A 26,411-nucleotide genomic window follows, 5' to 3' on the forward strand; every position below is an offset into this window, starting at 1 on the left:
GCGTTTTCGCAAGCAATAGGAGGAGATTGCAATGAAGACTAGCTTGAGAAACATCCTACTGGCGGCGGCCATGACCATGGCGTCGTGGCCAGCCGTGGCCGCTGATCCGGTCGAAATCACCGTCCAGCGCTTCTTCGGATCGTGCGACGCCGATTGGGGCACCAACACCGACGTCAGCAAGGCTGTCGGCGAGTGCGGGATCATCACCTCGCAGATCAACAAGTTCGTTGCGGACAATCCGGACATCAAGATCAACGTAAACACCGTCGAATGGCCCGGCTACGACCAGCTGACGGCACAGCTGGCATCGGGCGAGCCGCCGGATGTCGTCACCATTCACGAATCCGTTCTCTCCGACTACCAGTCGAAGGGTCTTCTCGAGCCTCTCGATGCGGTTCTCAAGGCTGCCGGCGTGGAGCCTTCGGCTTTCACCTCCGCTGGCCGCGAGGGTGTCACGAAGGAAGGCCAGATCTTCGGTCTGCCGATCGATTCCCACACCATGCTGTGGCACATCAACATGAACTACTTCCGCCAGGCGGGTCTGGTGAATGACGACGGCACGCCGGTGCTGCCGAAGACCGCCGACGAGCTGCTCGCACAGGCAAAGCAGTTCAAGGAAAAGACCGGCAAGCCCTATCTCGTCCAGAGCATGGCCAACGAAAAGGGCGCCTTCTATCGTGCGCTCTATATCTACCTGACGCAGATGAAGTCTGACTTCTTCGCGGATCCGACCCACGTCAAGCTCAACACGCCTGAAGCCAAGAAGATCGTTCAGCTGTTCAAGGATATCTATGATCAGGATCTGACAACGAAGGATCAGGACTACGCTGCATCCCTGTCCGGCTTCACCAAGGGTGATGGCGGCGTTCTCCTGAACGGTACCTGGGTCGTCGGCGATTTCGACGCTCTGTCGAAGCAGGCGGACAATCCGCTCAGCAACGGCTACGCGGTCTATCCGTATCCGCCGGTATTCGGTGGTGAGCCGGCATACTGGTCGGACGGCCACTCCTGGGCAATGACGAAGAAGGATCGTTCTCCTGAACAGGTTGCCGCTATCGGCAAGTTCCTGAAGTTCATGGCCGATCACAACTTCGATTGGTCTCGCACCGGTCACCTGCCGGCTCAGCAGGCGGTCATCGACTCTGCCGAGTTCAAGGCGTTGCCGCATCGCACCACGATCCTCAGCATCGCGAATGTTGCCAAGCCGCTGCCGGCACAGGTTCGTCATCAGTTCGCCGTCAATGACATCATCGGCGAAGAGATGGCCTCCGCCATCACCGGCCAGAAGGAAATCGATGCCGCGCTGACTGATGCGGAAACCCGCGTCAACGACCTGCTTGCCAACTAACGTTATGCAATGGTTCATCCGGCGACTGCCGGGTGAACCACCTCGCTTGGCGTCCTCACGGGGACGTTTCAAGCGCCTGCTGAACAATCTGGCGCCACGGATCTTTTAGATTCGATCAGGCCTTGTCTGGCTGCCGCGGAGCATGATTAGCTGGGTCTCACTCCGATTCAGGGTCAGCCATCCATGTCCGATTTTGCCGAGCTTCTCATTGTCAACGCGCGCGTCCTGTCACCCGGTACGACGCGGTCTGGTCTCTCTACCATCGCCGTCTCCGGCGGAAAGATACGGGGTGTTGAGGCAGACGAGGGACCGGCGAGCTGGCGTGGGCCGGATACCCGGATAGTCGATGCCGCCGGCGCTTCCGTTACGCCCGGTTTTTCCGAGAATCACATGCATCTGTTTTCCGGGGCGGCGGAGCTGGACCACCTTCAACTCAAGGGCGTATCCGGATTGGACGAGCTGACGGCCGCCGTTCGGCAATATGCTAAGGGCCGCGACGAACAGAAAATTCTCTTCGCCCAGGGGGCGGATTACACGTTGCTCGGCGAGACGGATCGCTTGACACGGCACGATCTCGATAAGATCTCGCCGGATCAGGGCCTGATACTTTTCGCCCCCGATCATCATACGGCGTGGGCCAACACAAGGGCGCTCGAGCTGTCTGGGCTTCTCGAAGGCAAGCAGCTTCGGCCTGGCAATGAGATCGTTATGGGCGCCGATGGCCTTGCAACCGGCGAACTTCGAGAAATGGAGGCTTTCAGCCCGGTTCAGGCAGCCGGCGGCTTCGGGCGCTATCGCCTCGGCCTTTCGACGGGCGGTGAGCCGGATCCACGACCGACCGCCGCGGAATGGCGCACGGACATGGATGTGATGCGGCTCGGCCTCGACTACTGCGCCCGGCACGGCATCACCACGATCCAGAACATGGACGGCAACCTCTATCAGCTGGAACTCCTTGCAGCGATCGAGCAAGAGGATGGCGGGCTGCCGTGCCGCGTGATGATCCCGTTCCATTTCAAGAATTTCATGTCGGTCGACATGCTTGAAAAGGCCTCGGAAATGGCAGCGCGCTACGACAGCGATTTCCTGCGCTCCGGCGTGGTCAAGGTGTTCTTCGATGGCGTTCTCGACAGCTGGACCGCGGTCATGGTCGAGCCCTATGCCGACCGCCCGGGCTATTGCGGTGAGGGACTGTTTACGGCGGAGCAGTTTCGTGAAGTCGCGGTCGAAGCCGATCGCCGGGGCCTGCAGATCGCCGTTCATGCGATCGGCGACGGTGCCGTCAAGGCGGTGCTCGACGGGTATGCCGCAGCGCGCGAGGCGAACGGGGTTAGAGACAGTCGTCACCGTATCGAGCATATCGAAGTGGTGCATGGTTCGGACATTCCGCGATTTGCCGAGCTCGGGGTCGTCGCCTCGATGCAGCCGCCGCATCCGCCGGGCTGCATGGGTGTGCCGCTGGAGCCGACCGTATCGCGCATCGGCCCCGCTCGTTGGCCGCTGAGCTATGCCTGGCGCACGCTCAAGGATGCCGGCGCCCACATTTGCTTTGCCTCCGATTGGCCGGTCTCGCCCATCAGCCCGATCCACGGCATGCATGCCGCGATCACAAGGACGCGTTGGCAGGAAAGCGATCCAGACCAAAGCTTTTCGCTACCTGAAGCTTTGGAAGCCTACACCGTCGAGGGCGCCTATGTTGAATTCCGCGAAGCGACCAAAGGACAGATCAAGCCGGGCTTCCTAGCCGACATCACGATCCTCAGCCATGACCTTGAGGCGATCGATCCAACGGACCTGACCAGCGTTCGCCCGGTTATGACGATCTGCGGTGGCCGCATCACCTTTTCGGAGAAATGATTGGGCGGGCTTGCGAATTCGGGTTGTCAATCGCTTTGCGCTGTGCTCACCTAGCGTCAAAAGGGAACAGCAATAAAGAACGCGAAGCCTGTGCATGACGCAATTGAATGCCGTCGAAATTCGCAGTGTGTCCAAATTTTTCGGCTTCGGCGAGTATGCCGTAGCCGCCGTCAACGAGACCTCACTCGCCATCCGGCAGAATGAGTTCTTCACGCTTCTTGGACCTTCCGGTTGCGGAAAAACGACTCTGCTGCGCCTGATCGCCGGCTTCGAGTTTCCGACCCATGGCGAGATTCTGCTGGATGGCGAGAACATCGCTGCAATGCCGCCGTTCAAAAGGCCGATCAATACGGTCTTTCAGAACTATGCACTTTTCCCTCACATGACTGTCGGCGAAAACATCGCGTTCGGCCTGCAGATGCTGGGCCGCCCCAAGGCCGAGGTGGCGGAACGAGTGGCCGCCATGCTGAAACTCGTGCGGATGGAGGCACTGGCCAACCGGCGTACCAGCGAGATCTCGGGTGGCCAGCAGCAGCGCGTCGCGCTTGCAAGAGCCCTGGCACCGCGGCCGAAAGTGCTGCTGCTGGACGAGCCGCTTTCCGCGCTCGATTACAAGCTGCGAAAAGAAATGCAGATCGAGTTGAAGCGACTGCAGGCCGAAACCGGGATTACCTTCATCTTTGTCACGCATGACCAGGAAGAAGCGCTGACCATGTCGGACCGCATCGCGGTCCTGTCGGCAGGCAAGGTGCTGCAGGTCGGCGCGCCACGCGATATCTATGATGCGCCAGCTGACCGGTTCGTAGCCGACTTCATCGGCGAGACGAACTTCCTGGAAGGCCGCGTGATCGCGTTCAGCGGACAGCATGCCGATGTTCATCTCAAGGCCGGGGGGCAGATCCGCGCTGCGGTTCCTTCCGACTTTACGCCGGACGGCGACGTCACCGTGGTGCTCCGGCCCGAGCACGCCGGCTTTTGTGCCCCCGAGGAGGCCAGCGGATCTGGCGGCATTCGGGGTGCGCTGACCAATATCATCTATAGCGGCACCGATACCCACTACCATGTCCGGCTGTCTGACGGCGCGACGTCCTTCACGATCCGGCAACAGAACAAGCCAAACCAGAGTATCGGTCTGGCCGTCGGCGACGAGGTTGGGATCGCCTTTGCGCCAAACGCCGCCCGGGTCTTGAGGGGTTAAGATGAGCGAAGCCGCCGGGGTCATGGACGAATACAGACGGCGCGACATTCGAAATCGCTGGCTGCTCTCCACTCCGGCCCTGCTGATCATCCTCTTCGCCGCCTGCGGTCCGCTTCTCATCGTACTGGTCTATTCGTTCCTGACACCGGGACCCTACGGCGACGTGCAATGGCTATTTTCCGAGGATGGCTGGATCGGTGTATTTCTGCAGCGTGACATCTTCGACGACACGCTTTCGCTGGCGGATGCTCACGCGTCAATCTTCGTTCGTTCGGCCGTTCTGTCGCTGCTGACAACCGTATTCACGCTCGTTCTCGGGTTCCCCACGGCGTATTTCATTGCTGCGCGGCCGGAGCGCACGCGTGAACTGTGGCTTTTTCTAATCACGATCCCGTTCTGGACGAACCTGTTGATCCGAACCTTCGCGATGCTGGAGATCTTGCGCAACGAAGGGCTGATCAACACACTGATGCTGCGTCTCGGTCTGATCGAACGTCCGATCCAGATGCTGTTCACCAACGGCGCGATCATGGCGGGCATGGTTTACGTCTATCTGCCGCTGATGGTGCTGCCGATTTATGCAAGTCTCGAGAAGCTGGATTTTCGGCTGCTTGAAGCCGGCTATGACCTCTATGCAACGCCGTTCCAGGTCTTGAAGCGTATCGTCTTGCCGCTGTCCATGCCCGGCATCATCGCAGGCTCCATTCTTGTCTTTATCCCGTCGCTTGGCGCCTATGTCACTCCGACAATCCTCGGCGGCGGTAAGAACATGATGCTTGGAAACCTGATCGAACTGCAATTCGGGCAGGGCAGAAACTGGCCGCTGGGCTCTGCCCTTTCGATCACGCTGATGGTTGTGGTCATGGCGGCGCTGCTCGTCTACGTCCGCAACGCCGGCGCGAGAGGCAATGGCCATGGCTAGAAGTTTTTCGGTTAAGCGTCAGACGGGCTTCACGACCATCGCGATGATCTGTTTCTTCCTGCTTTACCTGCCGATCGCGGTTCTCGTCGTCTATGCCTTCAACGCGGGCGAAAGTCTTGCGAACTGGGAGGGCCTGTCGCTGCGTTGGTTTGATCGCGCCTTCAACAACGCGCAGGTTATCGACGCATCGATCCGGTCGCTGCAAATTGCAACAATTGCTGCCGTCGTCGCGACAATCGCCGCGACGATGGCGGCGCTGGCAACGACACGCACACCGGCCTATCGCGGCTTGACGATGAAGTATGCCTTCATCAACGCGCCGCTGATGGTGCCTGAGATCGTCACGGCGGTGGCGCTGCTCATCCTCTTCTCCCGCATCAAGATTTGGACCGGCTATACCGGCCTCGGCTATCTCATCGCGGCGCATACCGCGTTTTGCGTCCCGTTCGCCTATCTGCCGATCCGCGCGCGGCTCGAGAACATGGATCTGACGCTTGAACGGGCTGCTGCGGATCTCTACGCCACGCCGCTCAAGACGTTTCGTTACGTCACCTTCCCCTTGCTCTGGCCGGGTATTCTCGCCGGTCTCATGCTGGCGTTCGTCATCTCGCTCGACGACGTCGTCATCACCGAGTTCGTCAAGTCGGCAGGGGAGGACACGCTGCCGACCTACATGCTCGGGCAAATAAGACGAGCGATCACGCCGGAGATGAATGCCATCTCCACCGTCTTCTTCGTCCTCTCTGTCGCAGCCGTCACAGTCTTCTTCTTCGTCAATAAGAAACGTGGATAACGAAAGGGAACAGCATGAAGATCGCCAAATCAGCCATGGTCATAGCCGCCGTATTGCTGGCTTCGACCTCGCACTCCTTCGCCGAAGGTGTGCTGAACATCTACAATTGGGGCAACTATACCAGCCCCGAAATGATCAAGAAGTTCGAGGACAAGTACAAGGTCAAGGTGACGATCACCGACTACGATTCGAACGATACGGCGCTTGCCAAGGTTCGCCAGGGTGGCTCCGGCTTCGACATGGCTGTGCCTTCGCAGAACTATCTTCCGATCTGGATTTCTGAAGGACTGCTGCTGGAAAGCCGGCCGGACCAGATGGAGAACTTCAAGAACGTCGCCAAGGAATGGGCGGATCCGGATTTCGACAAGGGGCGCCACTATTCGGTGCCGTGGGCGATGGGAACGGTCGGGACGGTGGTCAACACCGACGTCTATAAGGGCGACATCAACACGTGGTCGATCGTCTTCAATCCCCCGGATGAGCTGAAGGGCAAGATCAACGTCGTACCTGAGATGAACGACGTGATGGACGCGGCCGTTCTCTATAGCGGCGGCAAGAAGTGCACCGGCGACCTCAACGTGCTCAAGAAAGTGCGCGACACACTGATCGCGGCAAAGCCGAACTGGGTGGCGATGGAGTACAACACCATCGAGAAGATGACCTCCGGCGACTTCGCGGCGACCAGCGACTGGAACGGTTCGGCCTTCCGCCAGCGGTTGAAGAACCCGGCTATCCACTACGGCTACCCGAAGGAAGGCTTCGTCGATTGGAGCGACAATCTTGTGATCCTGAAGGATGCCAAGAACGTCGAGAACGCCAAGCTCTTCCAGAACTTCATGATGGAGCCCGAAAATGCCGGCATGAATTCCGGCTTCCACCGCTATGCCAACGGCATTGCCGGCTCCGAGCAGTTCATGCCGGCAGACATGAAAGATGCGCCTGAGATCAAGGTGCCCGCCGAATTTGCGGCCAACGGTCATCCGTCGGAGACTTGCCCGCCTGAGGTTCAGGCGCTGTACACCAAGATCTGGACAGAACTTCAGAAGTAAAATTCCAGGCCGGCCGTGCGATGGCATATGCCTCGCACGGCCGCTTCCTTCTCTCGGAAAATTCATATGAAAACCGTTTTTTCGCCGCTGCATAGCGGCCATTCCAGTCAGCTTGAGCTCGTCGCGGGTGCCATCGTTCCAGGTTTCGAGTTGCCGTCCCGACCGCAATTCGTGGCGGAGCGCATCGGCGCCGTCGGCCTCGGACCGATCCTCGCGCCCGAAGAGTATGACCTCTCCACCGCGGCCAAGGTGCATCGACAGGACTATCTCGATTTTCTGCCGACAGTTTGGGATAGCTGGACAGCGCTCGGCCGTTCAGGAACCGCACTGCCATTCACCTGGCCGACGCGCGGTTTGCGCGGCGATGTTCCACCTGATTTCATCGATGGGTTACTCGGCTACTATTCCTTCGATGCCGGCGCGGGTTTTGTCGAGGGAAGCTGGAAAGCGATCAAATCGTCGCATGACGTAGCACTGACGGCGGCAGCACTCGTCCACGGCGGCGACCGATCCGCCTTTGCGCTTTGCCGCCCACCTGGACATCATGCCGGTGCAGCCTTTGCCGGCGGTTATTGCTATATCAACAATGCTGCCGTGGCGGCTCAGTGGTTCCGCGACAAGGGAGCCAAGAAGGTCTCCATCCTCGATGTCGACTATCATCACGGCAATGGCACGCAGGAAATCTTCTACTCTCGCGCAGACGTCCAGGTCTTGAACCTGCACGCCGATCCGATGCAGGAATATCCATACTTCCTCGGCCATGCGGACGAGAGGGGTGCCGGGGAGGGAGAGGGCTTCAACCTCAACTATCCGATGCCGTTCGGTACCACTTGGGACCGCTGGAGCGCATCACTGGACGACGCCTGCGACAGGCTGGCCGAGTATGCACCCGATGTCGTGGTGGTTTCGCTCGGGGTCGATACGTTCGAAAAGGATCCGATCAGCAAGTTCAAGCTGACGACGGACGACTTTCCGAAAATCGGCGCGCGCATAGCGGCGCTCGGTCTGCCGACGCTGTTCGTCATGGAAGGCGGCTATGCCGTCGAGGAAATCGGCGTCAACGCGGTCGGCGTCCTGTCGGGCTTCGAAAACGCCTGAGATCCGGCCTAGGCTAGCGGCCGCAGCATTCCTTGAACTTCTTGCCTGAGCCGCAGGGGCAGGGGTCACCGCTGCGTTGCTGCAGCCGGCCGATCAGGGGCACCATGATGGCCGACGGTAGCGTTGCGGCTATAAATGCCGCCAGTTTGGCGGAAATCCCTGGTATTACAAGGCGACGGCCAGACCGAAGGCCGCGCCAGGCCTGTTCGGCGACATAAACCGCATCGAGCTTCGGCAGGATCTTGAACAATGCGGCGCGATTAGCGCCGGATTTTTCCAGAAACTCCGTCGCGACGGGTCCTGGTGCTACGCAGGTCACTGCAACGCCGCTGCGGCGCAGCTCATAGTGAAGCGACTGCGAGAACGACCGGACGAAGCCTTTGCTGGCATAATACAGGGCCATGTAAGGACCGGGCGTGAAGCTCGCGATCGAACTCAGGTTGAGAACGCCGCCGCGGCGGCGGGCGACCATGCCGGGAAGGAAGCGGAGCGTCAGGTCGGTAAGAGCGCGAATGTTGAGATCGACCATCCCAAGCTGTTCGTCATACTTCAGGATTGTCGCTCCGCCCCGCAATCCGTAGCCGGCGCTGTTGACCAGGACATCGCAATACAGGCCGTTCTCGGAGAGGAAAGTCTCCAGCGCTGCCGCCGCGTCGCGTGCTATCAGATCCAGCGCAAGCACGTAGGCTTCGGCGCCGGATGCCTTCACATTGGCTGCCACGGCAGCAAGCCCCTCGGCGGAACGGGCGACGAGGACGACGATCGTGCGTTCCCTCGCGGCAACTTCAGCAATCGCCTTGCCGATACCACGCGATGCGCCAATGACGACGATTGCCGGGCGGAGTTCGCCACTTGGCGTCATGTTGTAGCCTCGGATACTGCCTTGCCCGGGCGCGCTCCGCCGCTCGCAAGCTTTTTGACTTCATCGGCAACGGGGCCGTTCAATATCGTTTCAAAACGCTCTAGCGCACGTGCGACGTTGGCTCCGTCCATGACCCTGTGGTCGTAGTGGATGCGAACCGTGACCAGCCCATCCCGATCGATCGGCCCATAGTTGAAGATCGTCGTCAGCGGCGAGAGCGGATTGAGAGATTCGGCACCGAGGCCGGAGTAGACAGACAGCTGGAACGTACCGAAAAACCGTCCGCGCTGGCGTCCAAGATTGAGACCAAGCCACATCAGCAGCCACCTGATCGGTCCCGGCAGGCGGGCGATTTTCAAGGCGCGGCGGAATTGTTTGACGTCGAGAACCGGCCGCGACCGCGCCGCCCCAATCGCCGCGCCCAGGTCGGATATGGACTGGCGCTCGGGGCATTTGATCGTGCTCAACAGCACGGCGCGTTCACCCTCGTATTCTCGCTCATGAGCGACCGAAGCGATGCTCTCAGGGTATTCGTAGAGCTGTGGCCTTGGCAGCTTTACATAGGCGCGCCGCAAGTCTGGCGTCTCGGCGGAGAGAAGCGCGTATCCCTTCAGGAACAGCACGGTCCAGGAGGGGCGATCCTGCAAGGCGGCGCGTGCGCCAAGCAGAGCGCCAAGGTTCATTTGCCGTTGCACCGTCACGCGAGGAACGCCGATCGAAAACCGCATCAGGTCTCCGACAAGGCGCCGTGACGCCGAAAGCTTGACCGCGCGCCCACGCATCATGCCACCTCTAGTAAAGATAAGGGATAAGCCGCTTAGTCTTGTCCATATAGTCGCGATAGCGCGGGCCGAAGACCTCCAGCATCATGCGCTCTTCCTTGTCCACCCGCAGGAAAAAGAGAATAGCGAAGCCGACCAGACCGGCAAGGCCCGCGATCCAGTTTGCAAGAAGGAAGGCCTGGCCGACAGCCATAAGCATGAAGGAGGTGTACATGGGATGGCGAACGAGCGCATAGGGGCCGCGGCTGATCAGCTCGTGCTTTTCGCGAATCTGCAGCGAAATCGACCAGTTCCTGCCGAGTTCCTTGTGGGTTCGGCGAAAAACCCACATGGCCGCTGCAAAGCAGATCGCCCCGACTACGACAGCCCAGACATGCGCGGTATAGTTGGCAAACTTCGGAAATCCGGTCGCGACATAGACGCCAGGCACGAATGCCATGCCGACGAGCGCTGCGGTGAGCCCAAACACCTCTATGGCAGAGCGGCGGTCAGTGACGACGCGAACGCGTTTGGCGCGCCGCTCGAAGGGATAGCGAATGACGGACCACGCGATGATGCCCAGCACCCACGCTATTTGACCCGCTGCAGCAACAGAGACGTTCACGTTAAACCGGGGCCTTTCTGCAATCCATCATGCGATCCAAAATATGCTGATCGCAATCAACCCGTGTTCATCTCGCGAAGCTTCGTGATGAATTGTTGCGGTCTCAGCCAAATACTGGGGGTCTTATATCCCATTGATTGAGCGATGTCCGCAACGAAAGCGTTGCAATTGTAGACAGACGCTTCCCAGAACTTGGACTTGGCCTGAAGAGCGCGAATGTGCGGCACAACCTTGTTGTACTCTGCTTCGGTCAGCAGGACTCGCCAACTCGCTGATCTGTACTGCTCTTCCAGATCGCCATCCGTAGCCCCGGTTGATGCCGGAACCGGGATGAAATGGCCCATCACGTAAGGTGCTGCATCCGGCGAGGCTGGAGCGAGACCCGCCACCTGCGGATTGATCATCCCGCCGCCCTTGTCCAGACGACCGAACACCGCATAAGTGTGGCCATAGGTCAGCGCGTAGCGGGATCGGAATTCGATAAAGTACTGGTTAGCCGCATTTGCTTTGACGGGCGTTCCACTGGTGTCGGACACGAAGCGCGGCTGAGGTGGTTTGTCGTCTGTTTGGCATGACGTCAACGCGAGACCAAACAAGAGGAATAGTGACAGATGGCTCTTAGCAAGCATCATCCCCACACGGCATCTCCCAAGCTGAAATGAGCGCAGGCAAAAGGCAAGCGCGCATGCTACCAATGCACGAGCAAGCGGGAAAGCCGGTCTAGCCTGAACGAGGAATGGGGAAGGGCCAGTGACTGCCCCCTCCCCACGCAAAGATCGACTGTTACTTAGTGATAGGCGCTTCCGCTACTGGCGGCGGCGCCTTACCTTTGCCTTTACCAACAGTCCCGCACGAGCTCAGGCTCGCAACGGAAAACACGGCAATCAGTGATAGGATTAGAATTCTGCTCATCAAGTAGTCCTCTCCACAGCACGGAATAAGGTTATCGAAGGCAACGAATCTACTAATAGCGGCAAAATACACGAACGCCAAGTGCGGAAATGACACACCGGCTTTCCGAGCGCCGGGCGTGTCGCAAGATGACTAACAGATCGTGGCGTCTTTGCCGTTAAATGTAAGCATTACACGACCAATACTGGCGTACCGACGGGAATCCGACTGTAGAGATCGACGATATCCTCATTGGTCAAACGGATGCATCCGTTCGATACGGCTTGGCCGATCAGCCACGGTTCATTCGTTCCGTGCAGTCGAAACTTCGTATCCTCGGAGCCGCGATAGAGATAGAGGGCTGCTGCCCCCAAAGGATTGTTCGGCCCGCCCGGCACGCCGCCCGCATACTGCGCCAGGCGGGGTTTGCGCTCGATCATGCTCGCGGTCGGCGTCCATGACGGCCATTCGGCCTTTCGTCCGATGGTCGCTCTACCCTTGTAGCTGAGGCCCTCTTCGCCGACGGCGCAGGCATAGCGCGTGGCTCGACCGCCAGGTTCTACCAAATAAAGAAAGCGTTCAGAGGTGTTTACGACGATCGTTCCCGGCGCTTCATTGGTGCTGTACGCAACCTCCCGCCTTCGCAAATTCGGATTGGCGCCTCGTTCGCCGCTCCCGAATGACCATCCTGCTCCGCTGCACCCCGACGTGATCAAAGCCAAGCCGGACAGCACGAGCGCCCGGCGCGTAATCTGGTTTTTGTCCATTTTCACCCGCTATGCGATCAATCAGCCCTCCCGACGGTGTAACATTCCAATTCTGATTGGCCAAGTCTCGGCCAAAGTCTTCGCAGTGGATTTTGCTGCCCGGCGATCATTCTTACTTGATTATTCGGGCGACTTAGGCATTCCGGTCACAGTGTTCGAATGGAGCGACTGCAACCGAGGCGGGACAAGCCGACGAAACTTCTTGCGTCAGGCATTCTCCTCTGCTCGACTGCGTCGTGGAGTAGGAATGAGGAATGACATTATGAAGCTCGGTTTCGATGGGAAGGTCGCGATCGTAACAGGTGCCGGCTCCGGCATAGGCGCCGCCATTTCCCGCGAACTTGCTCAGTACGGTGCCGAGGTTATCATCGCAGATATCGATGCCGCCGCTGCCGGTAAAACCGCAGCGGATATTCGCTCGCTGGGAGGCAAGGCGCGTGAGTTCGTTGTCGACGTTACCGATCCCGAAGCGGTCGAAGCGCTTGTCAAATTCACGGTAGGGGAGTGTGGGGGGCTGCATCTCGCCGTCAACAACGCCGGTATCAACGGCCCTCGCAGGCCAGCGGCAGACTATCCGATCGAGGACTGGCACAAGATTATCGACGTCAACCTGAACGGCGTCTTCTACTGCATGCGTAAGGAGATCACGGCGATGCTGGGCAGCGGCGGGGGTTCCATCGTCAATATGTCCTCGGTGCTAGGATCGGTCGGTCTGCCGACCATATCGGCCTATACCGCCGCCAAGCATGGTGTTGTCGGTCTGACCAAGGCGGCGGCGATCGAATATGCGAGGATGGGCGTGCGAATCAATGTCGTTGGGCCTGGCTGGATCGAGACGCCTCTTCTGTCTGAGCACCAGGAGTTTACCAGCACGCGCCGCATGGAGGCGCTTCAGCCGATGGGCCGGCGCGGGACGCCGGAAGAGGTGGCCGCGGTCGTGTGCTTCTTGCTGTCGGATCAGGCGAGCTTCATAACGGGGAGCTATTACCCGGTGGACGGCGCCTATACCGCTCATTAGTCGGAGACCACGTCGCTGTGGCAGTTCACGGCTGCCGAGCGGATTTGCCGTGTCATGCTGGCACAGCCACGCCTTGGGTGCCGCGTTTGACGCCATTTGGGAGTATGGACTTTGGAGCTGAAGTGGCTCGAGGATTTTGTTGCGCTGGCGTCGAGCCTCAGCTTTTCACGAGCGGCGCAGGAACGCAGCATCACCCAGTCCGCCTTCAGCCGCAGGATCAAGCAGCTTGAGAGCTGGCTTGGTGTGACGCTGGTTAGCCGTGCGACGTTTCCGGCCGAGCTCACGAAAGAAGGCAAAGCCTTCCTTCCGGCGGCGCAGGAGGCGATTCGCAACTTTTATGGCACGCGAGAACGATTGCGACCCGCGAGTGCGCGATCCGATGTCGTCACCTTCGCCTCATTGCAGACGCTGACGGTGACGTTCCTTCCCGAGTGGTTGCGAAATCTCGAGCGCGCGGTCGGGCCGGTCAGCTCAAAACTGGGCGCAGACCGAGGTGGCATCGAAGACAACGTGGCCATGTTGATTGACGGGGAAGTGGATTTCTTTCTCAGCTACGCGCACAGCGATGTGCCATTCTGGCTTGATAGCGATCGCTTTCCCTATCTGTTGCTCGGCACGGAAACGCTGCTACCCGTGTGCAAGTGTGAGGATGGTGGGCCGCTTCTCGACATATGCATAGCCGCCGGGAAACCTGTTCCCTATCTGAGCTATGGCGATTTTTCGTTTTTCGGGGTGGCCCTTTCAAAGCATTTTGCACGTGAAGAGCGCTTTGCGCGGACGATCGTCCACGAAAACACGATCTCCGTCGGCCTGAAAGCGATGGCGTTGGCGGGGTGGGGCGTGGCCTGGCTACCCGAGAAGCTTGTCGAGGAAGACATCAGGAGCGGTCGCCTCGCTCCGGCAAGCCTTGATCCCAAATGGAATATCAATGTCGATATCCGCATCTATCGCCACGCCGTTTCATCCCGTCCGATTGTAGAGCGCCTTTGGCGCGCAATGGGGGCGCGGACGTTGCCATCGTCCGCCGGAGCCAGGGACGACTAGAAGCTCGGCGCGCGTTTTTTTACCTGTCTTCGACGCTGATCTAGGGCCGAGGGATTACCGCATTGGCGCGGTCCCGATCTCGCACACTTACGCCTATTCAGTCTTATGCAAAATGTGCATAACGCTTGCAAAACAATGCATTGGCCAGCCGATCCTTTATCGCCTACCGTCCGCGCATACTATCAATGCGAGGCATACGGGTGAGCAGAACGATATTTGTAAACGGGGCGTTTGTTGCGGAGGAAGACGCAAAAATTTCAGTCTTCGATCGGGGCTTTCTCTTCGCTGACGGCATCTACGAGGTAACAGCCGTCATCGACGGCCGCATGCTCGACAATGACCTCCATATTGCCCGGCTCGAGCGCTCGCTTGGTGAAATTTCCGTCCCCATGCCGATGGCAAAGGAACGGATCGTCGAGATCCAGACCGAGTTGGTGCGACGCAACAACCTGCGTGAGGGCGTCATTTATCTGCAGGTGACTCGCGGCGTCGCCGACCGCGATTTCGGATATCCCGAAACAATCGAGCCGAGCTTTATCGGCTTTACCCAGGCAAAGAAGATCGTGGACACGGCGTCGGTGCGCGATGGTGTTGCCGTTGATGTAGCTGACGATCCGCGCTGGGCGCGACGCGACATCAAGACGGTCATGCTGCTTGGGCAGGTGCTTGCAAAGAAGCAGGCGAAAGCTCGTGGCTTTCACGAGGCCTGGTTCGTCGAAGATGGGCACGTGACGGAGGGCGCGTCGTCGACTGCCTACATCGTCAGCAAGGAGGGCGTGATCGTTACGCGCCAGAACTCTCACGCCGTGCTGCCTGGCTGCACCCGTCGGGCGCTGCAAGCCGTCGCCGAGGAGCAGGGGCTCACGATCGAGGAGCGCCGCTTCACGCTCGACGAGGCCTACGATGCCAGGGAGGTCTTTCTGACGAGCGCTTCGAGCCTGGTCACGCCAATCATTCGAGTTGCACGACGTTCGATCGGCGACGGGAAGCCCGGGCCGATTACGCGTCGATTGCAAGCCGCCTATCTGGAGCTCGCCCGGACCCAAACCGCGCCGATCCTTTAGCGGCAATGACTTCAACCCAACAACGATAAAAGGAAGGGAACCATGAAAATTTCAACTACTCTTGCTAGGTCAGCAGCGGCTGCTCTATTCGCCGGCACGCTGGCGATGGCGACTGCTGCTGCGGCGACCGAAGGTTACGGCGATTGCCCGCTCACCGGCCAGAAAGGCACGGCATCGATCAAGCCGGCCGTCCCCGGCCAGTTCACGGTCATCATCAACCTCCCGGCCGTCGGCCAGTTCAATGGCGACACGCCCGATACGATCAAGGACGGCTTCGAGTTCTGCATGGCGGTCAACATCGCCAACCGCCTTGGGCTCGAAAAGGTCAAGCTCGTCAACGCATCGTTCGATTCCATCGTCGCTGGCCAGAACAAGGACTTCGATATCGCCCTGGCGCTGATCTCGGTTACCGAACCGCGCAAGAAGGTGGTCGATTTCTCCATGCCCTACGCGACTTCGGACTACGGTATTGCCGCCAAGGCTGGCTCGACGCTTGATGAAAAGAGCATTAAGACGAGCCACATGGGGACCCAGGCGGGGACGACCATGGTTTCCTATCTCCAGGACGAGTTGAAGGTCGAGAAGGTCGACGTGTTTGACGACACGGGCTCCATGTTCACCGCGGCTGTGGCAGGCAAGGTTGATGGGGTCATGACCGATCTCGGCATCGTGCTCGGCCAAGTCGCTAATTCTGGCGGCAAGCTGGTTGCCGTGGGCAAGTATTCGACGGGTGGCCAGACGGCAGGCATCTATCCGAAGGGCTCGCCGAACAATCCGATCATCGACAAGGTGATGGAAGAGCTTAAGGCCGACGGCACGCTGAAGCAGCTGGAGAAGGCTTATCTTCTGGAATCATTCGGTGGCGTGTCGCCGGACGATGTTCCGGCCTGGAAGCCCTGAGCCGAGGATAGAGAACCCCATGTCGATACAGGCTGTTGAAGCCGGGGGAGAGCGCGCCATCAACTGGCGCGCTCGCAACCAGGTGAAAACCCACGGCAGACGCTCCGTCGCGGTGCTGCTCTGCGCGATCCTCACTCTTCTTGCCGTTGTTTATACGGTCTACTTCATTCGCGGCTATGTGGTCGCTCAGGGCTGGTCGGGGACGCCGGTCGCGATCGTCTCGACCATTGCTGTTATCATTCCCTTGTTCGTGGTCGCGTTGGCAGTGCGCGCCCTGTCGTGGTCACGCCAGGCGGCCAGAACAGCCGACGTTCATCTGGGGCGCGAGTTCGGGGCCAATGCTTCCGATGCATCCTGGCGAGCACTCGCCTATGCGGCATCCCTACTCATCGTGTGCGTCCTTGCATGGTTCCTGGTGGTCAATGATGCTGCGGTAAGCCGGACGTTCTTCGACGTTGGATTGATCGCCAAGTCGGCCGGAGCGGTCCTCAAGGCGTTCGGCACGAACGTCTTCATCTTTTTCGTATCGGGCATCCTTATCCTCGTCTGGGCATTGGTCGTTGCCATCGCCAGAACACTCCCCGGTGACGCAGGCAGACCTATCCGCACGCTGGCGATCATCTATGGCGACCTCTTCCGCGGTCTCCCGGCGATCATCACCATCTACCTGATTGGCTTCGGTCTGCCGCTGACCGGGCTTCCAATCCTCAAGGATCTCTCGTCGAACGCCTATGCCATCATCGCTCTGACGCTGACATACGGCGCATACACCTCCGAGGTTTACCGGGCGGGTATCGAGAGCATTCATCCAAGCCAGATTGCTGCGGCCCGGTCGCTTGGCCTGTCCTACTTCAAGACGATGCGCTACGTGGTGGTCCCCCAGGCCGTCCGTGGCATCGTGCCGGCGTTGATGAACAATTGCATCAGCCTGCAGAAAGACACCGCGCTCGTCGCCATCATCGGCACGATCGACGCCTTCAATCAGTCGAAGATCATCGCCAGCAACTACTTCAACCTCTCCGCCGTGACCACGGTTGCGCTCATCTTCATCGTCATCACCATTCCGCAGGCGCGCTTCGTCGACAAGCTGATCGAGCGGGACCGCCGCAAGATGCGCTCGGGCATGTAGGCCGGCAGGCAAGGAAACTCTGAAAATGGCACTCGTCGAAATCGACAAGGCATACAAGCGCTACGGGCCGGTGGAGGTTCTCGCCGGCATCTCGCTCGATATTGAGGAACATGAGGTCGTGTGTCTCATCGGGCCGTCCGGCTGCGGCAAGTCCACACTGCTTCGCTGCATTAACCGGCTGGAGACCATCCAGGAAGGCGAAATCCGCCTTCACGGAGACCGTGTGACCGGACCGGGCGTGGATCTCGATGCCTTGCGCCGCGAGATCGGCATCGTCTTCCAGGGCTACAACCTCTTTCCGCACATGAGCGTGATCGAGAACGTCACCCTGGCGCCGCTCAAGGTGCTCGGCATGCCCAGGAAGGAAGCCTTCGAGAAGGGCCGCGCGCTTCTCGCCCGCATCGGACTCGAGCACAAGGCCAACGAATATCCTGACAGGCTCTCCGGCGGTCAGCAGCAGCGTGTGGCGATCGTTCGTGCGCTGATGATGGACCCGACATTGCTCTTGCTCGATGAAATTACGTCGGCGCTTGATCCAGAACTCGTATCGGAAGTTCTGGACATCGTGCGCGATCTTGCGAAGAAGGGCATGACGATGGTGCTGGCGACCCACGAGATGGGGTTTGCCCGCGAAGTGGCAGACAAGGTCTGCTTCCTTCAGGGTGGCGTCGTCTATGAACAAGGTCCGCCTTCGCAGATCTTCGGACGGCCTCAGGGCGAAAGAACGCAGGCGTTCCTGAAGAGCATCATCGAAGCCGGGCGTCTGTAAATTGGGAAGGACCAACCAGTGAGCGTAACAGCACGTGATTTCGGCATCGTCTGCGGAACCATGCCCACTGGCCCACGCAATGCGATCACCGATGTGCCCGGAGTCCGCGTCGGGCATCACACGCTGCGGGCCGGCGACATCAATACGGGCGTGACCGCAATCGTTCCCCATGGCGGCAACATGTATCGCCGGAAGGTGCTGGCTGCCGCCGATGTCATAAACGGGTTCGGCAAGAGCGCCGGCCTCGTCCAGGTCGACGAGCTGGGGACATTGGAAACACCGATCCTGCTCAGCAATACCTTTGCCGTGGGAACCTGCGCCAATGCGCTCATTCGCGAGGCGATCGCGCAAAATCCCGATATCGGCAGGCAGACGGCAACGGTCAATCCCGTGGTCGGCGAATGCAATGACGGGCCGCTGAACGATATCCAGGCAATGGCCGTGACCGAGGAGCACGCCCGTCTCGCGCTCGCGAACGCAAGTGAAGAGATGGCGCAAGGCAGTGTCGGTGCAGGAACCGGAATGAGCTGCTTCGGTTTCAAGGGCGGCATTGGCACGTCGTCACGCAGGATCGTTCTGGATGGATCGGATTTTCATCTTGGCGTTCTCGTTCTCTCGAACTTCGGACGAGCGGGCGATCTTGTTCTGCCGGATGGCCGACGCCCAAACCCGAAGACGACGCAGGATGCCGAGAAGGGATCCGTCATCATCGTTCTTGCCACAGACATCCCGATGGAACACCGGCAGCTGCAGCGCGTCAGCCGTCGGTGCGGCGCCGGCCTTGCTCGGCTCGGTGCTTTCTGGGGGCACGGAAGCGGCGATATCACGATCGGTTTCAGCACGGGCGTGGTCTTCGACCACGATGAACCCGCAGATTTCGTTCAAATCCGGGCGCTCAACGAAGGCAGGATAGATGAACTCTTCCGCGCCGCTGCCGAAGCGACGCAGGAGGCCGTGCTGAACTCGCTGTGTGCGGCCGAGGCAATGGCCGGCCGCGGGCGGCAGAAGCGACGGTCTCTCGCGGACTGGCTGCGTCAAAGCGAGCGCTGAGGATGCTGGGAGAAAACTGGCACAACCTCAGCATTGCCGAGGTGTCGGCGCTCATGCGGGTTGGCACCCTCACATCCGTCGCGCTCACAAAGCATATGCTGGAACGCATTGACCGGCTGAACCCTTCGCTAAACGCCTTCATTACTCTCACACGGGAGTTGGCGCTTGAGGCCGCGGGCGCTGCCGACGCCGAGCGATCACGGGGGCGCTGGCGTGGCCCGCTTCACGGCATACCGATTGCCATCAAGGACAACATAGCGGTGTCCGGCGTTCGCATGACGTGCGGATCCGAGCTGTTCGCCGATCTGGTTCCCGAGCACGATGCCGAGGTCGTCCGGAGATTGAAGGACGCTGGCGCTGTCATTCTTGGCAAGGTCGGGATGCACGAGCTTGCCTATGGCACCACCAGTGACAATCCGTTCTTCGGTGCGATCCACAATCCGCTGGATGCCCGCCTGGATGCCGGTGGCTCAAGCGGGGGCTCGGCCTCCGCTGTCGGCGCCGGGTTGGCATTCGCGGCGTTGGGGACCGACACGGCGTGCTCCATACGCTTTCCCGCTCATTGTTGTGGGGTTGTCGGCTTCAAGCCGAGTTTCAATGCCATCTCGACGGACGGTGTCGTGCCGCTGGTGCCGTCGTTGGACCATGTGGGCACATTGACGCGAACCGTGGCTGACGCAGCACTGACTTTTGCTGCGGCTACAGGGCTTGAGGGGCAAGATGCTGCCGTGCGAGACGATGGGCTCGCGGGCGTTCGGATCGGCGTGATGCGCCGCTTCTTCTTTGACGGTGATCCCGAAATCGCAGGTGCAGTCGAGGAGTGCCTGTCCGATCTGCAGCGCCTGGGCGCCTTGATCGTCGATTTGGATGAGGCAGGGGTCGAAGACAGCCTGACGATAAGCACACGCTTGTTTCGGGGAGCTTACGAAGCGTTCGCAGGCGAGCTTTTGTCCCACCGCGAACGGTTCAGCCCACGCGCCTCGGAAAAACTGGAAAGAAAATCGCGCATCACTCTGGCCGACTACCAGGATGCGCGGGGCCGGGTTCGTCGATTTGCACAGACGATGGACGCGGCCATGCGCGATTGCGACGTGCTCGTTGCTCCGGCAGCAACCACCATGCCGGCGGTTCTCGGAAACTGGCACTACGACTACGACTTGCAGGCGTCGAAAAACGCGACGGTGTTCAATCTCTCCGGCCAGCCGTCTATTGCCATCCCGGTTCGTCGACCGTCCCAACACCGTCCAATTGGGCTGATGCTCAGTGGACGCCGTGGGGATGATGCGGGTCTTTTAGGGCTCGCAGCGCTGGTCGAGCACAGCTTGTCAAATAACTGATAGCCGCTGGCCGGTTCGCCGTCGCGTGGAGGTCAGGTATAGACCCTCATGTAGTCAACGCGCAGTCTCGTCTCCCGGTCTTCATCGCGCAGCGGATTGGGGAACGGAACGTCGGATTGCAGGGCGAGGGTTATCAGTGGCCAGAAAACGTCGTCTTGCGCATCCATCTCCGCCGCACGCCCGATCGTCCATTCTACCGCCTGCTGGGTCTTTGGATCGCGAATAGGCTTGCGTTCGAAATAGAACCGGCAACGGCCGCCATCGACGGAAACACCATAGCGAAAGTAGCCCTTGGTAATGTCTGTTCCGGCATGCATGCCGATTCCTTCGTGGTGTTCACCGGGCTGGCCCCATTCGTGCAGGTAGAGGCCGTATTGAGTTGGCTCGAAGCCCTTTTGCTCGATGACATCAAGTTCGATGCTGGTTTTTGGATAGAGGATGCTCCTGCCGTTCATCAGCCAAAAGGCAGGGAAGCTCAGGGGATGCGCGGGCACCCACATCCGCACTTCGAAATATCCCTGTCTCCAGCCCTTCATGATTGTGCCGTCTGATTTCGCCGTCTGTATATTGCCGGAGATCCACTGGAATTCGGGCAGGTTGTTTCCATAGTAGTTTGGCACGTTCATCGGACGCCCGATATATCGGGCTGATATCTGGAGTGCCTTGCCGTTGCCCGCTGCCGCATCATCGACGATCTCGTAGGGGAGGAAGCCTTCCTCGCCTTCGATCCGGCTGAAGGCGGATCGGCCGTAAAAACCGCTATCGAAGGTTGTGGCTTTTGGGCCGGCAAACCAGATTGCCGGATCGAGCATCGCAAAGTTTTCATCGAAAGCGAGAGCCCGACCTTCTGTCGGGTCGCGGGTTTCTTCGGCAACGGGGCGGTTGCCGGTGAGGAGCAAGCCGCCTCCGGCCGCCAGCGCGGCAGCGCCGATCAGAATACCACGGCGAGACGTAGTGGTGGTCATGGTGTTGGCTCTCCGGTTGAGGTTGCAGGCTTCAGGCTGCTGCTGCGGCCGTTTTCGAGATTGGCGACAGGGCGGCTCCATAGACATCCATCGTTTCGCGCGCCACGCGGTCGATCGTCAGGTGCTCGATGCGCAATTGGCTCTTGTCTTTCCACTCTTCAATCCGGGCGGGACTGTCGAGAAGATCGCAGAGAACGGCCGCAAGCGCGCCAGGGTCTTCTGGGGGAACCAGAATGCCGGCGGCTCCGCCTTCCAACAGCTGTGGTATGCCGTCCACCGAGGTCCCGATGACCGCACAGCGGGCCTCCCGCGCCTCGGAAAGGACAAGGGGCGCCGGATCGGCGTGAGACGGCAGAACAAAGATGTCCGCGCCGGCCATCCAGGCAAAGGGGTCTTCCTTCGCGCCCAGGAAGCTCACCGCTGTCGCGCAATCCATCTGGCCGACCATTTCTTCATAGGTCTTTCTGAACGGTCCTTCTCCCACGACATAGAGCCGTGCCTCAGGGTGTTGTGCGTAAGCAATGTCGAAGGCTTTGAACAGGTCGGGCAACCCCTTCCTGGGGTGCAGGCCGCCGACGTAGAGGATGCTAGGGGCGTGGAGAGCAACAGGCACCCGGTTGCGGTCTTCGAAGCGCATGGACCCGATCGTTCCATTGAGGACAACCCGCAGCTTTGAAGCCGGTATCCCGCGCTTGCGCATGGATGCGCCAACCGCTCCGCTCACGGCAATCACCCGCGTGCCGAGCCCCATGAGGATTGCACTCTTTTCGAACTCGTTGTGAACTGTGGTGATCAGCGGGATGCCGGCGAATTTGCAGATCGGCCAAGCGAGGACGGCGCTGGTCATCATGTGAGCGTGAACGATATCCGCCTTCCACGCGGCCACATGCGAACGCAGCGCAAGCGACGATTTGAGAAGGTTGACCGGCTTTCGGTGGTGATCGATGACTACCGTCTCGACATTGTTCCTGTGCAGCAGGGCATCGAAATCGCCGCCGCCGCTGGCGACACAGACGGAGTGGCCGAGCTTGCCTTGAGCGCATGCGAGATCGACCGCCGCGTGAACGTGCCCATTCAACCGATTGGTATGATTGAGAATATGCAGGATACGCATGAAAAGCACCCAGTGTCGTTGTCGGCAAAAATGCTATGCGCTCGCAATGGATGAGATCGAAGTATGGCCCGATCGGCATTTGTCAGCAATGGCTAAAATCTCAACCCTGACCGCCGCGAACGTTCGCTCCTGTCTCTCGGACCGTATCGGCAGACATGATATCCAATAGGCCTATGCGCCGTTGACGGACGCCTCCGCCTCCAGGGTCGAGGTGCGAGCGGTCGGCTGATAGTTGAACGCACCCTGCCGGCCGAAGGACTCGAGCCCGAAGGCCCGCAGCTGTCGCCCAGCTTCGATTGCGTGCCGCGCCGCGCCCTCGCGATAGATTGGATATGCATTGTCCAGCACCTGGCTTCCCTCGAGCTTCAGGTCGCCGGTGAAAAGTCCGTTTGCCTGAACGTGCGCACGGAAATCGGCTTCGGCTTGGCTCACGGATCCGCCGACATGGTTGGCCACAACCTCGGCGGTGAAATATTCGCGATCGCCAACCCTTCCATAGAAGTCCGAATAGACGGTCAAGCGCTTCCAGGCGCCTTCGTGAGAGAAGTTGTAGATGATCGACTCTTTGAACCCCCGCTCGCCGGAAAAGCTGAAATAGAGGGCGATGAGCGTCATGCTTTCCAGCCGCCGGCCGGAATCAAGACCGCACAATTCCTCGGCTCGGTGGATCGGTATCGTTGATATCACCCGGCTGGACGCGACGGTTCTGTCGCCGAGATCCAAGTGCAGCCTGCCTTGAATTCTAAGGACGCTCTGCATCTTCGCATCCAGATGAAATGTAACGCCTTGTTTTGTCAGCCGCTCGGCCGCAGCATTGTAAAGCGTTCGAAAGCCTTCCCGCGGACGCGCCATCTGGCGGTTGGTTGGCCCGTGCCTCCTGGGCTTCAGCACGCGTGAGGCCAGATTTCTCAAGGAGGCATGTTCGCTGATCCAGAGCATTCGCTTTCTGGCGAGATCAATGTCGATTTCTTCCGCGCCGATCCCGGAGAAGCGTTTCATATAGGATTCCAGCCCGGAACGGTGGAGGAGATAGGCGCCAATCCAATATCGGGAAAATTCCTTGGCGTTCCGCATTTTCCGCTGGAAGATCCGCGCGTAGGCGACAGAAGCGAGGATTCTGGTGATCTCCAGTGGACCGGCGCCCAGAATGTCGTCGCGCAGCGAGATGGGATAGGCCGTTACCATGCCTTGCGGGTTCAACCGCGCCCACTTCGGATCGATCGGGACGTAAAGCGTCAGCAATTCCGGAAAATGGTCGAGCAGGGGGGAGTCGTCCTGGAAGATCAGGCTTCCGATGTCGAATGTGTAACCGTTGGACGACCAGTCGATATGGTTGCCCCCTATGTGGCTATACTCATCGACAACGAGAACGCGATTTCCCTGCTTTGCAAGAACGGAAGCAGACACCAAGCCGGAAATCCCGGCTCCAAGAACAATTGCATCAAACCCCTCTGGTTCGATGTTAGTCTCGCGGACGATTTCGCTACTTGCGTCACCCATAGACTGTTCCCGTCTATAAGACCCCCAAGCCCAACCATAGATTAAATTTTCCGACCTGAAAAGATAAGAGTAAGGTTGATATATTCGGATGTATCCGGCGTTTCATACGTAAGAACTTATAACGCTTAAGTAGTAAATCTCAGTTCTATCAATCTTTTTCTTTGATCGAGTTGTTGATCGGCACTTGATATCGTGAATTTGAGTCTGCTACTATATCTTGGTGGCGCTTGAAATTACGGGCTCGTTTGCGCCACGAGAATGCGATGCATTGGTGCGAGCCCGGTTTCCTGAGACGTGGCTGGGTTGTTTTGTGTGCCGGAATTCGTTCCGGAGAGACGGATCAATTAAACTGACCGACGCAGGGAGTATCCAGTGCTGCGACGAAGCCATGATGATCTCTACAGCCCTGTCAGCAAGATAGAGCTGATCTCAACCGACGTCTTCGATACTTTATTGTTACGCCGCAGGAAATCGGAGCGATCTCGGATCGTAGCGGCCGAGACAAAATTTGCGCGACTGCTCGCCGAGCGCGGTTTTTCGGTGCCGCCGGACGACCTTGTTCGTGTGCGTCTCCTAGCACAGAAATCAGCCTATCGCGCATTGAATATGGGCGACGGCGCGGGTGAGGTGCGTCTCACCGATATTATCTGCAACCAACTCAACATTCTCGGATTGCCCGAGAATTTGGTCGAGGAACGGCTTGCGATTGAATTGGCGTCCGAGAAAAAGGCCCTTTCGGCGAACGGCGCTCTCGCGATGTTGCTGCGGCGCTATCATGCGGCGGGGCTCAGGGTTGTTGCCGTGAGCGACACGGGGTTGCCGGCAGACAAACTCACCGAACTGATCGACTATTTTCATGGCCCTGGGCTCATCGACCGGGTCTACTCGAGCGCCGACATGGGTGCGAGCAAGCGGCATGGTGGGTTGTTTTCGGCAGTTCTGGAAGCTGAGTCGGTCTCCCCCTCGCAAATGCTCCATATAGGGGACGACGAAAGAGCCGACTTCTACGTTCCCGAGGGAATGGGCATCCGGGCCGTACATCTTCCGAGGAACACTTTCAGAAGCTACGCCTCCCGGGCGGACGGCGCAGCCACGGAAGCAATTCGGCGCGTCAGGCGACGCTTGTCGCGAGGCAGGATGGATGTTCCCGTGCCGGAGGATAGAACGTCGTTCGGCAAGGAGGTTTTTGGGCCGATCGTCGCCGAGTTCTGCTTGCTGATCTGGCTATACGCCAGGCAGGCGAATGCAGGCGGCGATGCGACCATGCTGTTTTGCGCGAGAGGCGGCGTCGGTATCCGTGAAGCATTCGAGCGATTGTTGCAGGCTCTAGAGCTTCCGCTCGATATGAAGCGGGAGAGCATTCTGGTCTCGCGCCTTGTTGCGGCGCGTTCTGCGCTCATGACGAGAAGCCCGGCGGTGCTGGACGAGCTCGGTCGCGAGTTTCGCGGCAACAGTTTCGCGGATGTCGCTCATGCAATGGGTGAGGGGCGCTACGACCTGCCGGCGGCTTGGCGGCAGCCTTTCGACCCGGCGCGGCTCTTTTTCATGCTGGACACTTCGGAAGGTCAACGTGTCCTTGCCGATGTACGAAAGCAGAACGAGCTTTTTGCCCGGCATCTCGATCAGGTTGCTGGAGACACGAAGCGGATTATCCTGTGCGATACCGGCTTGTATGGCAGCACGCAACGGCTCCTGGCCGCCGGCTTCCCTGACCACCGTTTCGAGACTATCCAGTTCGCCAGGTGCAATTACAAAGGGCTGAGCGAGGATCATTTCCCGAGAGTTGCGGGGCTTGTGGTCGAACAAAACCTCTACAGCCCACTCAAAGTGGAATCCGTCATTCTAAGGTACTGGCAGATCATCGAAAGTCTGTTCGAGCCGGCAGTGCCGTCGGTAAGACGGCTGAGCGAAGATGCCGACGGCCAGATAGTGGGGGATTCCGGCGACATCCGATACGGCAGACTTGACCCTTCGCTGGGCAACCCGCTCCTCGCAGGAGCGCTGCAGTACATCGACGGCGTCACCAGCGGAGCGACGGTTGTGGCTGACGCCGACCGAGCCTGGCGGCGCTTGAAAAGAGCCATTACCAACCCGACCCAATTCGATCTTGTCGCGCTCGGCACCGGCCCGCGTTCGGTCGATTTCGGACGGTCGGATATGGTGCAGGTGATCGGTGGCTCCGAAAGGGCCGCGATCGGCCGGAAACTCATCTCGGTGAAGTCGCAGCTATGGCGCGAGGGGGCGATTGCGCGTGACTTTCCCTTGCTCAAGCCGGCGCTGCTGGCAGCGCTTGAAGCGGTGCATATCGTGCGGGGCGTCACAGTTCGCCTGCATCGCTAGACTGGCCAGG

The 26,411-nt window shown here is 59.5% G+C and carries 25 protein-coding genes; 16 read left to right on the forward strand and 9 right to left on the reverse strand.

Annotated elements, in window-relative coordinates:
- The first annotated feature begins 31 nt into the window (after positions 1 to 31).
- The 7 genes from QTL94_RS27690 to QTL94_RS27720 all read left to right on the forward strand — a co-directional run bounded on the left by QTL94_RS27690 (position 32) and on the right by QTL94_RS27720 (position 8,265).
- On the forward strand, positions 32 to 1,348 hold the full coding sequence (locus QTL94_RS27690; RefSeq protein WP_065693125.1) for an extracellular solute-binding protein: 1,317 nt from the start codon (positions 32 to 34) through the stop codon (positions 1,346 to 1,348).
- 183 nt (positions 1,349 to 1,531) lie between these two features.
- Positions 1,532 to 3,205 (forward strand): amidohydrolase, encoded by a 1,674-nt coding sequence (locus QTL94_RS27695; protein ID WP_289803793.1) that lies wholly within the window; start codon positions 1,532 to 1,534, stop codon positions 3,203 to 3,205.
- 94 nt (positions 3,206 to 3,299) lie between these two features.
- Positions 3,300 to 4,403: an ABC transporter ATP-binding protein gene (locus QTL94_RS27700; RefSeq protein ID WP_289803794.1), complete on the forward strand. Its 1,104-nt coding sequence runs from the start codon at positions 3,300 to 3,302 to the stop codon at positions 4,401 to 4,403.
- A gap of 1 nt (position 4,404) precedes the next feature.
- Positions 4,405 to 5,325, forward strand: coding sequence for an ABC transporter permease (locus QTL94_RS27705; RefSeq protein ID WP_289803795.1), 921 nt, complete (start codon positions 4,405 to 4,407; stop codon positions 5,323 to 5,325).
- Positions 5,318 to 6,118, forward strand: coding sequence for an ABC transporter permease (locus tag QTL94_RS27710; protein WP_289803796.1), 801 nt, complete (start codon positions 5,318 to 5,320; stop codon positions 6,116 to 6,118). The genes QTL94_RS27705 and QTL94_RS27710 overlap by 8 nt, the downstream gene beginning before the upstream one ends.
- Positions 6,119 to 6,132: 14 nt before the next feature.
- Complete coding sequence (locus tag QTL94_RS27715; RefSeq protein WP_502944204.1) at positions 6,133 to 7,167, forward strand: ABC transporter substrate-binding protein; 1,035 nt, start codon at positions 6,133 to 6,135, stop codon at positions 7,165 to 7,167.
- A gap of 66 nt (positions 7,168 to 7,233) precedes the next feature.
- Positions 7,234 to 8,265 carry a histone deacetylase family protein gene (locus tag QTL94_RS27720; protein WP_289803797.1) on the forward strand — a complete coding sequence of 344 codons (1,032 nt, stop codon included), beginning with the start codon at positions 7,234 to 7,236 and terminating at the stop codon, positions 8,263 to 8,265.
- A 13-nt stretch (positions 8,266 to 8,278) separates the two neighbouring features.
- Here QTL94_RS27720 and QTL94_RS27725 read toward each other — a convergent pair whose 3' ends face one another.
- The 6 genes from QTL94_RS27725 to QTL94_RS27750 form a co-directional block, all read right to left on the reverse strand.
- Complete coding sequence (locus QTL94_RS27725; protein WP_289803798.1) at positions 8,279 to 9,127, reverse strand: SDR family NAD(P)-dependent oxidoreductase; 849 nt, start codon at positions 9,125 to 9,127, stop codon at positions 8,279 to 8,281.
- A complete protein-coding gene (locus QTL94_RS27730) occupies positions 9,124 to 9,909 on the reverse strand; it encodes a hypothetical protein (protein ID WP_065693376.1) in 786 nt (261 codons plus the stop codon). Before QTL94_RS27730 ends, QTL94_RS27725 begins: the two co-directional genes overlap by 4 nt.
- 10 nt (positions 9,910 to 9,919) lie before the next feature.
- Positions 9,920 to 10,513, reverse strand: coding sequence for a protein-S-isoprenylcysteine O-methyltransferase (locus QTL94_RS27735; RefSeq protein WP_065693118.1), 594 nt, complete (start codon positions 10,511 to 10,513; stop codon positions 9,920 to 9,922).
- A gap of 56 nt (positions 10,514 to 10,569) precedes the next feature.
- Complete coding sequence (locus QTL94_RS27740; protein ID WP_065693117.1) at positions 10,570 to 11,145, reverse strand: hypothetical protein; 576 nt, start codon at positions 11,143 to 11,145, stop codon at positions 10,570 to 10,572.
- A gap of 151 nt (positions 11,146 to 11,296) precedes the next feature.
- Positions 11,297 to 11,425, reverse strand: a complete 129-nt coding sequence (locus QTL94_RS27745) for an ABC transporter (protein WP_083199635.1) — start codon at positions 11,423 to 11,425, stop codon at positions 11,297 to 11,299.
- Between the two features lie 170 nt (positions 11,426 to 11,595).
- Positions 11,596 to 12,171, reverse strand: a complete 576-nt coding sequence (locus QTL94_RS27750; protein WP_289803799.1) for a L,D-transpeptidase — start codon at positions 12,169 to 12,171, stop codon at positions 11,596 to 11,598.
- A 262-nt stretch (positions 12,172 to 12,433) separates the two neighbouring features.
- Between QTL94_RS27750 and QTL94_RS27755 the strand changes: the two genes are divergently transcribed.
- The 8 genes from QTL94_RS27755 to QTL94_RS27790 all read left to right on the forward strand — a co-directional run bounded on the left by QTL94_RS27755 (position 12,434) and on the right by QTL94_RS27790 (position 20,482).
- Positions 12,434 to 13,189 carry an SDR family NAD(P)-dependent oxidoreductase gene (locus QTL94_RS27755; protein WP_065693115.1) on the forward strand — a complete coding sequence of 252 codons (756 nt, stop codon included), beginning with the start codon at positions 12,434 to 12,436 and terminating at the stop codon, positions 13,187 to 13,189.
- 111 nt (positions 13,190 to 13,300) lie between these two features.
- A complete protein-coding gene (locus QTL94_RS27760) occupies positions 13,301 to 14,233 on the forward strand; it encodes a LysR family transcriptional regulator (protein WP_289803800.1) in 933 nt (310 codons plus the stop codon).
- Between the two features lie 200 nt (positions 14,234 to 14,433).
- Positions 14,434 to 15,297 (forward strand): D-amino-acid transaminase, encoded by an 864-nt coding sequence (locus QTL94_RS27765; protein ID WP_289803801.1) that lies wholly within the window; start codon positions 14,434 to 14,436, stop codon positions 15,295 to 15,297.
- A 42-nt stretch (positions 15,298 to 15,339) separates the two neighbouring features.
- Positions 15,340 to 16,197 carry an ABC transporter substrate-binding protein gene (locus QTL94_RS27770; RefSeq protein ID WP_289803802.1) on the forward strand — a complete coding sequence of 286 codons (858 nt, stop codon included), beginning with the start codon at positions 15,340 to 15,342 and terminating at the stop codon, positions 16,195 to 16,197.
- Positions 16,198 to 16,216: 19 nt separating this feature from the next.
- Positions 16,217 to 17,326 carry an amino acid ABC transporter permease gene (locus QTL94_RS27775; protein WP_289803803.1) on the forward strand — a complete coding sequence of 370 codons (1,110 nt, stop codon included), beginning with the start codon at positions 16,217 to 16,219 and terminating at the stop codon, positions 17,324 to 17,326.
- 25 nt (positions 17,327 to 17,351) lie between these two features.
- On the forward strand, positions 17,352 to 18,095 hold the full coding sequence (locus tag QTL94_RS27780) for an amino acid ABC transporter ATP-binding protein (protein WP_289803804.1): 744 nt from the start codon (positions 17,352 to 17,354) through the stop codon (positions 18,093 to 18,095).
- Positions 18,096 to 18,113: 18 nt separating this feature from the next.
- A complete protein-coding gene (locus tag QTL94_RS27785; RefSeq protein WP_289803805.1) occupies positions 18,114 to 19,145 on the forward strand; it encodes a DmpA family aminopeptidase in 1,032 nt (343 codons plus the stop codon).
- Positions 19,146 to 19,147: 2 nt separating this feature from the next.
- Entirely contained in the window at positions 19,148 to 20,482 is a 1,335-nt protein-coding gene (locus tag QTL94_RS27790) for an amidase (protein WP_289803806.1), read from the forward strand.
- Between the two features lie 32 nt (positions 20,483 to 20,514).
- Here QTL94_RS27790 and QTL94_RS27795 read toward each other — a convergent pair whose 3' ends face one another.
- From QTL94_RS27795 to QTL94_RS27805, 3 genes are all read right to left on the reverse strand, one after another.
- Positions 20,515 to 21,447 carry a glycoside hydrolase family 16 protein gene (locus QTL94_RS27795; RefSeq protein ID WP_289803807.1) on the reverse strand — a complete coding sequence of 311 codons (933 nt, stop codon included), beginning with the start codon at positions 21,445 to 21,447 and terminating at the stop codon, positions 20,515 to 20,517.
- Between the two features lie 31 nt (positions 21,448 to 21,478).
- The gene (locus tag QTL94_RS27800) at positions 21,479 to 22,561 is read right to left on the reverse strand and encodes a glycosyltransferase family 4 protein (protein ID WP_289803808.1); all 1,083 of its coding nucleotides are present in this window, start codon (positions 22,559 to 22,561) and stop codon (positions 21,479 to 21,481) included.
- 171 nt (positions 22,562 to 22,732) lie between these two features.
- Complete coding sequence (locus QTL94_RS27805) at positions 22,733 to 24,061, reverse strand: NAD(P)-binding protein (protein WP_289803809.1); 1,329 nt, start codon at positions 24,059 to 24,061, stop codon at positions 22,733 to 22,735.
- A 372-nt stretch (positions 24,062 to 24,433) separates the two neighbouring features.
- On the opposite strand from QTL94_RS27805, the gene QTL94_RS27810 reads away from it, so the two are divergent.
- On the forward strand, positions 24,434 to 26,401 hold the full coding sequence (locus tag QTL94_RS27810; RefSeq protein ID WP_289803810.1) for a hydrolase: 1,968 nt from the start codon (positions 24,434 to 24,436) through the stop codon (positions 26,399 to 26,401).
- The last annotated feature ends 10 nt before the right edge of the window (positions 26,402 to 26,411 follow it).

The sequence above is a fragment of the Rhizobium sp. S96 genome (assembly GCF_030382195.1).
GTDB lineage: Bacteria > Pseudomonadota > Alphaproteobacteria > Rhizobiales > Rhizobiaceae > Rhizobium.

Excerpts from the sequence above, each read along its gene's own strand:
- QTL94_RS27795 (WP_289803807.1), bottom strand. The coding sequence starts at position 21,447 with ATGACCACCACTACGTCTCGCCGTGGTATTCTGATCGGCGCTGCCGCG.
- QTL94_RS27730 (WP_065693376.1), bottom strand. The coding sequence starts at position 9,909 with ATGCGTGGGCGCGCGGTCAAGCTTTCGGCGTCACGGCGCCTTGTCGGA.
- QTL94_RS27715 (WP_502944204.1), top strand. The coding sequence starts at position 6,133 with ATGAAGATCGCCAAATCAGCCATGGTCATAGCCGCCGTATTGCTGGCT.
- QTL94_RS27750 (WP_289803799.1), bottom strand. The coding sequence starts at position 12,171 with ATGGACAAAAACCAGATTACGCGCCGGGCGCTCGTGCTGTCCGGCTTG.
- QTL94_RS27775 (WP_289803803.1), top strand. The coding sequence starts at position 16,217 with ATGTCGATACAGGCTGTTGAAGCCGGGGGAGAGCGCGCCATCAACTGG.
- QTL94_RS27740 (WP_065693117.1), bottom strand. The coding sequence starts at position 11,145 with ATGATGCTTGCTAAGAGCCATCTGTCACTATTCCTCTTGTTTGGTCTC.
- QTL94_RS27790 (WP_289803806.1), top strand. The coding sequence starts at position 19,148 with ATGCTGGGAGAAAACTGGCACAACCTCAGCATTGCCGAGGTGTCGGCG.
- QTL94_RS27780 (WP_289803804.1), top strand. The coding sequence starts at position 17,352 with ATGGCACTCGTCGAAATCGACAAGGCATACAAGCGCTACGGGCCGGTG.
- QTL94_RS27805 (WP_289803809.1), bottom strand. The coding sequence starts at position 24,061 with ATGGGTGACGCAAGTAGCGAAATCGTCCGCGAGACTAACATCGAACCA.
- QTL94_RS27770 (WP_289803802.1), top strand. The coding sequence starts at position 15,340 with ATGAAAATTTCAACTACTCTTGCTAGGTCAGCAGCGGCTGCTCTATTC.
- QTL94_RS27720 (WP_289803797.1), top strand. The coding sequence starts at position 7,234 with ATGAAAACCGTTTTTTCGCCGCTGCATAGCGGCCATTCCAGTCAGCTT.
- QTL94_RS27700 (WP_289803794.1), top strand. The coding sequence starts at position 3,300 with ATGACGCAATTGAATGCCGTCGAAATTCGCAGTGTGTCCAAATTTTTC.
- QTL94_RS27710 (WP_289803796.1), top strand. The coding sequence starts at position 5,318 with ATGGCTAGAAGTTTTTCGGTTAAGCGTCAGACGGGCTTCACGACCATC.
- QTL94_RS27745 (WP_083199635.1), bottom strand. The coding sequence starts at position 11,425 with ATGAGCAGAATTCTAATCCTATCACTGATTGCCGTGTTTTCCGTTGCG.
- QTL94_RS27800 (WP_289803808.1), bottom strand. The coding sequence starts at position 22,561 with ATGCGTATCCTGCATATTCTCAATCATACCAATCGGTTGAATGGGCAC.
- QTL94_RS27705 (WP_289803795.1), top strand. The coding sequence starts at position 4,405 with ATGAGCGAAGCCGCCGGGGTCATGGACGAATACAGACGGCGCGACATT.
- QTL94_RS27755 (WP_065693115.1), top strand. The coding sequence starts at position 12,434 with ATGAAGCTCGGTTTCGATGGGAAGGTCGCGATCGTAACAGGTGCCGGC.
- QTL94_RS27690 (WP_065693125.1), top strand. The coding sequence starts at position 32 with ATGAAGACTAGCTTGAGAAACATCCTACTGGCGGCGGCCATGACCATG.
- QTL94_RS27725 (WP_289803798.1), bottom strand. The coding sequence starts at position 9,127 with ATGACGCCAAGTGGCGAACTCCGCCCGGCAATCGTCGTCATTGGCGCA.
- QTL94_RS27695 (WP_289803793.1), top strand. The coding sequence starts at position 1,532 with ATGTCCGATTTTGCCGAGCTTCTCATTGTCAACGCGCGCGTCCTGTCA.